Raw genomic sequence first — 11,534 nt, 5'->3', positions numbered from 1 at the left:
GGGGGATGACTCCGGCCCTATGATTATCCCTGATCCTTTGGTCATTCTAGGCGGTATATGCGGTCAGACTGTGATAATTATCTTTAGCGATTTGCCATAAGTCATCTTCCCAGTGGGTTGGGCTTAACTGCTCCGGGCACCAGACGCCATCATAGCCCGTGGCGCGCACCGCGTTTATCCACGCCGGAATATCCACATCCCCTTCGCCAGGTTGGTAATCGCGCTGCACCCATTCGTCCCATACTTCGCCCGGTCGCGCCGCACGCCCGTCGCAGAAGTGGACGCCGTATATCAGATTCACATCCATGCGCGCCACTTCATCCGGCGTCGTCGCGCCGCCCGCATGCAGGTGCCAGAAATCGATAACCAAACCGACATTATCGCGTCCGACACGTTTAATAATCTCAAGCGCCTGGCTCAGGCTGTTAAAGCGGGTAAAGGCGACCACTTCTATCTGGAGCTTGATGCCATAGCTTTTTGCTATATCAGCGATCTCCGAGATATTCTTCACCAGGATCTCATTGCGGGTTTCTTCACTGAGGTCGTCCAGTTCGTTGAGCGCCATAACTTGCACTACCGGGCAGCGTAACATCTGCGCGGCATGACAAATTTTGCGCGCTTCCTGGATCAACGCTTCGTGTTCGGCAGGCTGGTATCGCCCAATGCGCTTAAGCGCGTTAATGCAACTGATTTCAATACCATAGCTCTCCATCAGTTGGGTGAAGTTTTCGAAACTTCCGCCATTGTCCAGATAACGAAACAAATGCTCCGGCAAAATTTCCAGCGCATCAAACCCACTGTCTTTTGCAATCCGTAGCTGAGTGACCGCGTTGCTATACCAGACAGAAACGCCATGTAATGCTTTTTTCATTTTAACTCCATCCAAATCAAAAAGTTGGGAATACCGATTAAGCTAGCTATCCCCTCTGGCAAAGCATTAATCAGGTTAAGGTTGTTGGAGAGGATTATAGGAAATGAATATTTCATTTTTTGGGTGAAATAGAAATTGATTTTTTGTTTTTTCATGTGATCTATATCACGAAATATGAGTGATGGTTTTACTCGTGTTTTTTTGTCTTTATTTTTTATGATGTTATGTTTCTTTTTTCATCCATCAAGGCGCCGGTGGTTGATAAACAGATAGCGGCATTATTGTTTGTTTTTTTGATCTCCTTCCCAAAATGAAAAATAAATTTTATTATCTGTTGATATGGAGGTTTTTTATTTCATACTAGCAAAAAAGAAATTCGTTATGTCATCCGTTGCCGTTCAGGGGGAGCGGGCGTCAGGGAAAGGGAACGTTTTCCGGTGGATTTCGCCAAAATTGCTGATGGAGATGGTGGTATGAACTCTCGTGTCATTCTGTATGAAACGTTTCAGAACGCGTTAAAAGATGTCCGATGCCGGACGGTATTCACGTTTACCGGCGGTCATACTCTGTCAAAGACACTAGCGCATATATCCCTGAGCAACGCCGTGTTGCCGGGGTAGATGTTGCGGGTCGGATAAAGGTGATGAAACGGTTTTTCTTTTATAAGAAAGATCACCTTATAGCACGCAATAATTAATACGAAGTTATTATGGTTTATCTATTTTGCCGATATGGCAGGTGCTATTTTTACCCGGACTTTGTTTTGAGGAAAAATAAAACCGCATTATAAATGGTTGATTTTTTTCCTGAAATCATCTGTTTTGCATTTATTTAGAATAATACAAGTTAATGTTTGTTTTTTTAATCAATTTCATTCAAATCCTAACATACATCGGTGATGGAATATTTTTCATAAGCCTGTATGCGGCGTACATAAGGGTACTATTATGAATAGTGGGGAAAAGAAACATAATCTTGCATATGTCCTGCTGATATGTAGCGTTGCTGCATTGGGGGGGCTGTTGCAAGGTTATGATACATCGGTTATTTCAGGCGTTATTGAACCATTAAACAAGCATTTTAGTTTAACGTCCTCTGAAACGGGATGGGCCGTTTCCAGTATTGTTATCGGTTGTGTTGTCGGCGCTTATCTGGCCGGTAAATTGGCCGATCGCTATGGCCGGAAAGCGGCGTTGATTATTACCGTTTTTTTAATGATGGTGTCGGTTTTAGGCATGGCGCTGGCGACGACATTTACTCTCTTTATTATCTTCCGGATCCTGGGAGGGTTCGGTATAGGTCTGGCGTCGGTCGTATCGCCCATTTATATGACGGAAGTCGCACCCAGGGATTATCGCGGGCGCGTCGTAACCATGAATATGATCTGTTTTGTCGGTGGTCAGGTTCTGGTTTTAATCGTCAACTACTTAATTGTCAGAAACGCTGAAGAGTCATGGATAATAGATCTCGGCTGGCGTTACATGCTGGCCATCGGCATTATTCCCTGCATTTTATTTCTGTTGTTTGTCGGTTTTATTCCCGAGTCTCCTCGTTGGAATGTCATGAAGGGACGAGACAGCGCGGCGCTTCACACGTTGACGCGAATCTCGAACCAAGAACATGCCCGTCATGTTTTGCAGGAGATTAAAGAGTCATTCATTACCAAAGCGCCATCCGCCGAAAACGCCGGTCTGTCAGGGCGTGGGATTCATCGCAAAGGCACTTCATTTATTATCATCGCTGTCATGATTGCCATGTTTAATCAACTTACCGGAATTAATGTTATTCAGTATTTTGGGCCGACGCTGTTAATGAATGTGACGGGAAATATGCAGGAAGCCATGTATATGGTGACCTGGCTGGCGGGTTTGCAATTTATTGGCGTATTAGTCGGGATGACGTTGGTTGACCGCTATGGCCGCCGAATTTTATTACTTATCGGCTCCTGCGGTACGTTTTTCTGCCTTGCTTTGACTTTCGTGACGTTCTATTTCGGCGTAAGAGGTTATGCCTCGATCATCGGTTTATTGGGATTCATGTTTATTTTCGGTATGACCTGGGCGCAAATAGCGTGGACCGTAATAGGCGAAATCCTGCCTAACCGTTTACGCGCCGTCGGGATGGGAATCGCCTATGCGGCAATGTGGGGATCAAACTTTGTCATCAGCCAGATATTCCCCGTCATTAATGATCATCCCTGGTTACGTGAGAAATTTCATGGCGGATTCCCGCTGCTGTTGTTCTCCATCTGTTGCCTGATCTCCTGGTGGTTCGTACACCGCTATGTTCCTGAAACAAAAGGTGTGGCCCTGGAGAAAATTGAAGAATTGATTTCTGTACGGCGGGAACAAAAGCCAAACGTCACTGCGACCACAGATGTAATAAATTAAGCCCTTAATTAACGATATTTTGTCAATGGAGAGATTACGATGACCATACATATTGCAAATGCGCCTTGTAGTTGGGGTGTGGACGATCCGAAGAATCCAAATTTGCCTCCATGGGAAAAAGTACTTAAGGAAGCCAGCCAGGCCGGTTATAAAAGCATTGAATTGGGGCCGTGGACGTATTTGCCGACTGATGCGGTAAAACTGACGGAAGCGTTGAATCAATATCAACTGTCCATTGTTGCCGGTACGATTTTTGATGATCTGGTCAGTGAAGCGAATTTCGATAACATGATCGAACTTACGCATAATCTCTGTCGGAATCTTGCCAAAATTCCGACGGCGCAAAAAACGCATGGTAATAACTACCCGGCGCCGTACCTGGTGATTATCGATTTCGGCGACGCCGAGCGTGCGCGTTATGCCGGACACTCCGATAAGGCGCCCAGGCTCAGCGCCCAGGACTGGCGACGAATGATGGATCATATTAAACAAATCAGCCAGATTGCCTGGAACGAGTACGGCGTTCGGCCGGTAATTCATCCCCATGCCGGCGGTTGTATTGAGTTCGCCGACGAGATTGATCGGCTGGCGAAGGATATTCCCCATGATATCGCCGGCCTCTGCCTCGACACCGGGCATCTTTATTATTCGGGAATGGATCCTGTGACCTGGTTAACGCGACATTTCGACCGTTTAGATTACATTCACTTCAAAGATGTCAACGAGCCGGTGCATAAAGATGTGCTCCGCCGGGGACTGGATTTCTTTGCGGCCGCGGCGGAAGGGGTTATGTGTCCGATAGGGAAAGGCGCCATTGATTATCCTGCGGTAAAAGCCTTGCTGGTCGAACGAGAATACCAAGGTTGGATCACGATCGAGCAGGAACGCGATCCGCGCCAGGCTGAAGGCAGCCTGCGCGACGTGACCGAAAGCCTGCATTACCTGAAAGCCGTCGGCTTCTGAGATGAGGGGAACATTATGATTAATGGCACCAAACCGGTTGGAAGATCGTTGCGCTGGGGAATGGTCGGCGGCGGCGGGACGAGCCAGATCGGTTACATTCACCGTTCCGCGGCGCTACGCGATTCGACATTTACCCTGCTTGCCGGCGCGCTGGATATTGATGCGGAACGCGGCCGGGAGTTTGGTCGGCAACTGGGCATCGACCCTGAACGTTGTTACCCGGATTATCAGACTCTGTTCGCGGAGGAGGCTAAACGCGAGGACGGGATCGAGGCGGTCTCCATCGCGACGCCCAACAATACCCACTTTGCCATTTGCAAAGCCGCACTGGAGTCAGGTCTGCACGTCGTCTGTGAAAAACCGCTATGTTTTACCGGCGAAGAGGCCGGCATTCTGGTGAAGCTTAGCGAAGCGAAAAACAAGATCGTGGGTGTGACCTATGGCTATGCCGGCCATCAGTTGATTCTGCAAGCCAGGGATATGATAGCCCAGGGCCTGTTGGGCGAAATCCGGATTATCAATATGCAGTTTGCTCACGGTTTCCATGCCGAAGCGGTGGAATTGCAGAATCCGAGCACCCGCTGGCGAGTGGATCCGAAGTTTGTGGGGCCGAGCTACGTGCTGGGCGATTTGGCCACGCATCCGCTGTTTTTGGCCGAAACCATGGTGCCGCAGTTGCATATCAAGCGCTTGCTGTGTTCACGCCAGAGCTTTGTGAAAACCCGTGCGCCGCTGGAAGATAATGCCTACGTGCTTATGGAGTATGACAACGGCGCGGTGGGCACGATGTGGAGTTCCGCGGTGAACAGCGGTTCGATGCATGGTCAGAAAGTACGCGTTGTTGGCTCGAAGGCCAGCCTGGAATGGTGGGATGAACAGCCAAACCAGTTGCGCTACGAAATTCAGGGTGAACCGGTACGCATTCTGGAGCGCGGTATGTCGTACCTCAGCCCGGTGGCGCTGGCTGACGATCGCATCGGCGGCGGTCACCCGGAAGGGTTGTTTGAGGCATGGTCTAACCTGTATCGCCGCTTCGCCATTGCCATGGATGCGGCGAACCGCGGAGACAAGGCGTTCCTTGACGGGTTCTGGTATCCGGATGTCCGCGCCGGGCAATTGGGCGTCAACTGGGTCGAGCATTGCGTAAAATCCGCCGATGCCGGCGCTCAGTGGGTGGATTTTAATATCGAATAAGGCATTACCGACAGGCCCTGCCATCAAAGTAGGGCTTCTTTTTAACGGAGTGATTATGTCTGCAATCCCATCAGTAAACGAGATTATCGAGCAGGAACAGCGGATTCGGGTGAGCGATTTTGATTTTAACGCCGCCTGGTTTATTGGCGGCCGGATCCGCGAAAGGGCGATTAGCGAAAACCTGCCAATCGCGATTGAAGTCTATGCGTTTGGGCAAATACTTTTTCTTACCGCACTGAAAGGATCAAGCGGCGAACATCTTGAATGGATGGCGCGCAAGAGAAATACGGTGTTAAGAAATTCCCGTTCTTCATTATTGACCGGTGAGCAATACAAGGCCGAAGGTCGGTCAATGGAAGATTTGCCCTATATTGATGCCCGTCAGTATACGGACAGCGGCGGCAGTTTCCCTATTTTAATGAAAAGCGGCGCGGTGATTGGCGCCGTGACGGTAAGCGGTCTGGCTTCTCATGAGGATCATGATTTAGCCGCGTGGGGGATCGAGAAATATCTGCAATACCGGGATGAAAATAGCGATCGCCAGTGACTGATGATAAGCCGATGCAGAATGATGTTTCTGTATGAAATTAAATGAGGTGTTTCTATGTTTAATATAGCGTTGCTGGGTGCGGGAAAGATCGGCAGTATTCATGCGAATAATATTTTTAGACATAATGAAGCCACGCTGTGGTCTGTTGTGGATCCTAATGCTGATAATGCCAAACGGTTAGCCGAGAAATATGGCGCTCAGTGGTATATCACGGCGGAAGACGCGCTGGCTGATAGCAACGTTGATGGCGTTTGGATTGCATCGGCAAGTCATACTCATGCGGATTTAATCGAACTGGCCGCCCTCCATGGAAAGGCCATATTTTGCGAGAAGCCCATCCATCTTGATTCCGCACGAGTGAGCGAATGCCTGGCAACGGTTCAAAAGCACAATGTTCCGTTGATTATAGGCTTTAATCGTCGATTTGATCCGCAATTCAGCCGTATTAAAGCGCTTGCGGATCAAGGGAAAATTGGCAAAAAAGAATCGCTGTTGATTATTTCCAGGGATCCGCTTCCGCCGCCTATCGACTATGTCAAAATTTCGGGAGGACTCTTCAAGGATATGATGATTCATGATTTTGATATGGCCCGATTTATCATGGGGGAAGATCCCGACTCAATTTTTGCCCAGGGGAGCAATTTAGTCGATCCGGAAATTGGCGCCGCCGGAGATATTGATACGGCATTCGTGACGTTAAAGTTTCCATCGGGAGCGATAGCGACGATTGTGAATAGCCGTCGCTCCGGCTATGGCTACGACCAGCGTATTGAATTGCACGGTTCTGGCGGATTGCTTAGCGCGGGGAATATCTATGAGGATCAGGTCTGCGTCTGGGATACGTCCGGCAGGAAATCGGCGCCGCCGGAACACTTTTACCTGCAACGGTACAAGGATGCTTATGCCGCGGAGTTAGATCATCTTGTCGCCGTCATGGGCGGGAAAACGTCGCCCGGATGCAGCGGCGAGGATGGCGAGAAAGCGTTGTTGCTGGCGCTAAAAGCCGCGGAGTCTTTAAAGGAAGGTAAGGAAATTCCAATCAGCTACTAGTTATCGTTGAATATCCGCCCGGTGCGTCTGGTTGTGAGGCGTGTCGGCGGCGATTGGGATTGTTGTGATCGGAAGCTTCTCGTTATATTGCAATGGTCGGCAATCGGGTTGATTTTATCTGGGGCACCGACAATGACGTTGCAACGTAAAGCTGATTTATTACTGGTTTTGACCACCCTCATCGCCGCCTGCGGCTGGATATTTTCCCGTGAAGCGATCGCCGGTATGCCGGTGTTTGCTTTTCTTTGTTTACGTTTTCTCGGCGCGGCCGCGTGCCTGTTGCCTTTCTGTCGCGGCCGGCGCATTCCTCGTCGTCAGTGGCGTCCGGTGCTGGTTAGCGGCCTGTGGATGGCGCTGAGCATGTGCTTATGGATTTATTCCGTCGCCACCACGCTTTCCCTTGGCGAAGGGGCGTTCATTATGAGCCTCTCGATGCTGTTTGTGCCGCTGGTCTCCTGGGGATTAATGAAAGCCCGCCCGTTACGCGCTTTCTGGGAATGCCTGCCGGTGGCGATGGTGGGGCTGGGCCTGCTGAGTCTGCGCCAGCCGGTGGAATTTCATGCCAGCCAGGGCTGGTTTCTTCTGGCGGCTATCGCTCAGGCGATAGCGTTCTGCCACACCAGTCGTTGCGCCCGTGAGGTGCCGCTGATCCCCCTTACCACGATACAATTGGCGTGTACCGGTTTCAGTGGCCTGGTTCTGACTCTGATATTCGAGGAGTGGTCGCAGCCTTTCACGCTGACCACCGGGTTGTGGCTGCTGGTCAGTATTTTTATTGCCACCTGTTTACGTTTCGGTCTGCAACTTCAGGGACAAAAACACACCACGGCCGCCAATGCCGCCATTATCATGATTCTTGAACCATTGCTGACGGTGATCGCCGTTGCTCTCTGGTACGGCGAACAGTTGCCTGCTCAGCAGATTATCGGTGGGATCCTGATTCTGCTGGCGCAATTCTGGTATCGCTGCCGCACCTTCTTTCTGATGTCGGTCAACGTCAGGAAATCCCTGTGATCTCGACGATTGCCTTTGGTCTGAGTCTGCCTTGGCGATCAACGGTTTCGACAGGGAGTCGCGTATTCAGTCGATGCTGAATTTAATCATTGGCGGTGCTCATAACGTAAGGGAAAAAGTAATGCTGGCGGTATATCAGTGAATAATTTTTTTCACTATCGGTAATTTTTTTAAAAAATGCGTTTCGAATAAACAAGAGAATATCTGTTTTTTAACCTTTAACATTATTTTTTGTTACATCCGCCGGAAGAAAAATAGAAAGCTAAAAAAAGCTATAAAGAACAATGCGCTTATGATTGGTTTCATAAAAAATGCCTAAATTAATAACGTGTTATTTATCATTTTGTTGAAAGGCTAAATAACATTTTTCATCCAGTAGCCGACGCTATCCATCCAAATTTCACTGAAAAAGAAACGATATTCTTTATATTTGATCTATCTCCCAAAAATGGAATTTTCATTCCAGTTAGAATAAAAAAAGAAAAAATAATCGTTATTGTAGGTGGGGGCTCTCTTCTTCCGGGATGCAAGGGCGCATCTTGATTAAATCGGCGATGAGGAATCAATTTTTTTAACTAAAAGCCAGACATGCTCAAGGGCAAGGGCGGCAAGGATGATACCGGCAAGACATTCCCTTGGTGAAAGGGAGGGTTTTTACTTAAAAATTTAATCCCTTTAGGAGAACACTTATGTCAGTTGTCAAAAACAGTGCCGAGCTGGACAAACTTGTCACCCGAGTGCTCAACGCACAGCGTGAATACGCCAGTTTCACGCAACAGCAGGTGGACAAAATTTTCCGCGCCGCTGCCCTTGCCGCGTCGGATGCCCGTATTCCGCTTGCCAAAATGGCGGTGGACGAATCCGGCATGGGGGTAGTGGAAGACAAGGTGATCAAAAATCACTTTGCATCCGAATATATCTACAACGCCTATAAAGACGAGAAAACCTGCGGCATTCTTGAAGAGGATGTCGCCTTTGGAACGATAACCATCGCCGAGCCCATTGGGATCATCTGCGGTATCGTGCCCACGACCAATCCGACTTCCACGGCGATTTTCAAGGCGTTGATCAGCCTGAAAACCCGCAACGGCATTATTTTCTCCCCCCATCCCAGAGCGAAAAACGCCACCAATAAAGCGGCGGAAATCGTTTTGCGCGCGGCGGTTGAAGCCGGCGCCCCGGAAGACATCATCGGCTGGATTGACGAGCCTTCCGTCGATCTCTCCAACCAACTGATGAACCATCCCGGCGTAAACCTGATCCTGGCGACCGGCGGCCCGGGTATGGTCAAGGCCGCCTACAGCTCCGGTAAGCCGGCTATCGGCGTCGGCGCCGGTAATACGCCGGTGGTGATTGACGAGACCGCGGACATTAAACGCGCCGTGGCGTCGATTCTGATGTCCAAAACCTTTGATAACGGCGTTATCTGCGCTTCCGAGCAGTCGGTGGTGGTGGTTGATGCGGTGTATGACCGGGTGCGGGAACGTTTTTCCTCGCACGGCGGCTATCTTTTGCAGGGGAAGGAGCTGAAAAAGGTTCAGGATATTATCCTGAAAAACGGCGGGCTGAATGCGGCGATAGTAGGTCAGTCGGCGACCAGGATTGCTGAAATGGCGGGAATCGCCGTACCGCCGGATACCAAAATCCTCATCGGCGAAGTGACGCTGGTGGAGGATAGTGAACCCTTTGCTCACGAAAAGCTCTCTCCGACGCTGGCGATGTATCGTGCGAAAGATTTTGAAGACGCCGTATACAAAGCGGAAAAACTGGTGGAAATGGGCGGCATCGGCCACACCTCCTGCCTGTATACCGACCAGGATAACCAAACGGCGCGTGTGGCCTACTTCGGCGACAAAATGAAAACCGCCCGGATCCTGATTAATACCCCGACTTCGCAGGGGGGGATCGGCGATCTGTACAACTTCAAGCTCGCCCCGTCGTTGACGCTGGGATGCGGCTCATGGGGAGGAAACTCCATCTCTGAGAACGTGGGGCCTAAGCACCTGATCAACAAAAAAACCGTTGCTAAGCGAGCTGAAAACATGCTGTGGCATAAACTCCCCAAATCCATCTATTTCCGTCGCGGTTCGCTGCCTGTCGCATTGGATGAAGTCATCGGCGACGGCTACAAACGTGCGTTTATCGTTACCGACCGTTTCCTGTTCAACAATGGCTACGCCGATCAGGTCACGTCCGTATTGAAAGCCGCCGGTATTGAAACCGAAGTCTTCTTTGACGTGGAGGCCGATCCCACCCTGGCTATCGTGCGTAAGGGCGCGGAACTGATGAACTCCTTCCTGCCGGATGTCATCATCGCGCTGGGTGGCGGTTCGCCGATGGATGCGGCGAAAATCATGTGGGTGATGTACGAGCATCCGGATACCCACTTTGCCGATTTGGCGCTGCGCTTTATGGATATTCGTAAGCGTATCTACCGGTTCCCGAAAATGGGCGTGAAGGCGAGAATGATCGCCATCCCCACGACGTCCGGCACCGGTTCTGAAGTCACGCCTTTCGCGGTCGTCACCGACGATGCCACCGGGCAGAAATATCCGCTGGCCGACTACGCTCTGACGCCGGATATGGCGATCGTCGACGCCAATCTGGTGATGAACATGCCGAAATCCCTGTGCGCCTTCGGCGGTCTGGATGCGGTTACTCATGCGCTGGAAGCCTATGTCTCCGTTCTGGCCACCGAATTCTCCGACGGTCAGGCGTTGCAGGCGCTAAAACTGCTTAAAGAAAATCTGCCGGCCTCTTACCGCGAAGGCGCTAAAAATCCGGCGGCCCGCGAGCGCGTACACAGCGGAGCCACCATAGCCGGCATCGCCTTTGCCAATGCGTTCCTCGGCGTGTGTCACTCCATGGCGCATAAACTGGGGTCGCAATTCCACATTCCGCACGGTCTGGCGAACGCATTACTGATCGCTAACGTTATTCGTTACAACGCGAATGACAATCCGACCAAACAGACCACATTTAGCCAGTATGACCATCCGCAGGCCCGTCGCCGCTATGCGGAAATCGCTAATCACCTGGGGTTGACGACGGCGAGCGATCTGACTTCGCAGAAGATTGAGAAATTGCTGAACTGGTTGGAGGAAATCAAGGAAGAACTGGGTATTCCGAAGTCGATTCGCGAAGCCGGGGTGTCGGAAGCCGATTTTCTGGCGCATCTGGACAAACTGTCGGAAGACGCATTTGACGATCAATGCACCGGGGCAAACCCGCGCTATCCGCTGATTGCCGAACTGAAGCAGATTCTGCTGGACAGCTACTACGGGCGCGAATATGTCGAGGAGTACAACGCTGTTCCGGCAGCCGGCGAGCGTGTTGATTCCCGCGCCGCGCCACAAAAGGAAAAAGCGAAAACCGATAAGGAAATCAGCCAGTCGCTAAGTTAATCGCGGGACTGGAGGCAGGGAGGCCGATTCGGATAAATAACGCGGCGTCGTCTATTCGTGTTGGAAACGCTGGGGTCGGATTGCATGTATGCAAAACC

At 50.5% G+C, this 11,534-nt stretch carries 8 protein-coding genes; 7 read left to right on the top strand and 1 reads right to left on the bottom strand.

The window, feature by feature from the left end:
* Positions 1–46: 46 nt before the first annotated feature.
* Entirely contained in the window at positions 47–871 is an 825-nt protein-coding gene (locus tag JG725_RS04015; RefSeq protein ID WP_199376689.1) for a sugar phosphate isomerase/epimerase, read from the bottom strand.
* Between the two features lie 947 nt (positions 872–1,818).
* Between JG725_RS04015 and JG725_RS04010 the strand changes: the two genes are divergently transcribed.
* From JG725_RS04010 to adhE, 7 genes are all read left to right on the top strand, one after another.
* On the top strand, positions 1,819–3,261 hold the full coding sequence (locus JG725_RS04010; RefSeq protein ID WP_199376687.1) for a sugar porter family MFS transporter: 1,443 nt from the start codon (positions 1,819–1,821) through the stop codon (positions 3,259–3,261).
* A gap of 39 nt (positions 3,262–3,300) precedes the next feature.
* Complete coding sequence (locus JG725_RS04005; RefSeq protein ID WP_199376685.1) at positions 3,301–4,224, top strand: TIM barrel protein; 924 nt, start codon at positions 3,301–3,303, stop codon at positions 4,222–4,224.
* Positions 4,225–4,239: 15 nt separating this feature from the next.
* A complete protein-coding gene (locus tag JG725_RS04000) occupies positions 4,240–5,418 on the top strand; it encodes a Gfo/Idh/MocA family protein (RefSeq protein ID WP_172289302.1) in 1,179 nt (392 codons plus the stop codon).
* Between the two features lie 55 nt (positions 5,419–5,473).
* Entirely contained in the window at positions 5,474–5,965 is a 492-nt protein-coding gene (locus JG725_RS03995; RefSeq protein ID WP_172289303.1) for a heme-degrading domain-containing protein, read from the top strand.
* Between the two features lie 57 nt (positions 5,966–6,022).
* Entirely contained in the window at positions 6,023–7,018 is a 996-nt protein-coding gene (gene iolG / locus JG725_RS03990; RefSeq protein WP_199376683.1) for an inositol 2-dehydrogenase, read from the top strand.
* A 132-nt stretch (positions 7,019–7,150) separates the two neighbouring features.
* Positions 7,151–8,032, top strand: coding sequence for a DMT family transporter (locus JG725_RS03985; protein WP_199376681.1), 882 nt, complete (start codon positions 7,151–7,153; stop codon positions 8,030–8,032).
* 689 nt (positions 8,033–8,721) lie between these two features.
* Entirely contained in the window at positions 8,722–11,436 is a 2,715-nt protein-coding gene (gene adhE, locus JG725_RS03980; RefSeq protein ID WP_199376679.1) for a bifunctional acetaldehyde-CoA/alcohol dehydrogenase, read from the top strand.
* Positions 11,437–11,534: the final 98 nt, after the last annotated feature.

This window comes from Brenneria sp. L3-3C-1 (assembly GCF_016456245.1).
Taxonomy (GTDB): domain Bacteria; phylum Pseudomonadota; class Gammaproteobacteria; order Enterobacterales; family Enterobacteriaceae; genus Brenneria.
Note: the sequence above shows the minus strand (reverse complement) of the source record. Positions and strands in the feature narration are given on the sequence as shown.

Bases quoted from the DNA above. Each gene is read 5' to 3' on its own strand.
- JG725_RS04015 (WP_199376689.1), bottom strand. From the start codon at position 871: ATGAAAAAAGCATTACATGGCGTTTCTGTCTGGTATAGCAACGCGGTC.
- JG725_RS04010 (WP_199376687.1), top strand. From the start codon at position 1,819: ATGAATAGTGGGGAAAAGAAACATAATCTTGCATATGTCCTGCTGATA.
- JG725_RS04005 (WP_199376685.1), top strand. From the start codon at position 3,301: ATGACCATACATATTGCAAATGCGCCTTGTAGTTGGGGTGTGGACGAT.
- JG725_RS04000 (WP_172289302.1), top strand. From the start codon at position 4,240: ATGATTAATGGCACCAAACCGGTTGGAAGATCGTTGCGCTGGGGAATG.
- JG725_RS03995 (WP_172289303.1), top strand. From the start codon at position 5,474: ATGTCTGCAATCCCATCAGTAAACGAGATTATCGAGCAGGAACAGCGG.
- iolG (WP_199376683.1), top strand. From the start codon at position 6,023: ATGTTTAATATAGCGTTGCTGGGTGCGGGAAAGATCGGCAGTATTCAT.
- JG725_RS03985 (WP_199376681.1), top strand. From the start codon at position 7,151: ATGACGTTGCAACGTAAAGCTGATTTATTACTGGTTTTGACCACCCTC.
- adhE (WP_199376679.1), top strand. From the start codon at position 8,722: ATGTCAGTTGTCAAAAACAGTGCCGAGCTGGACAAACTTGTCACCCGA.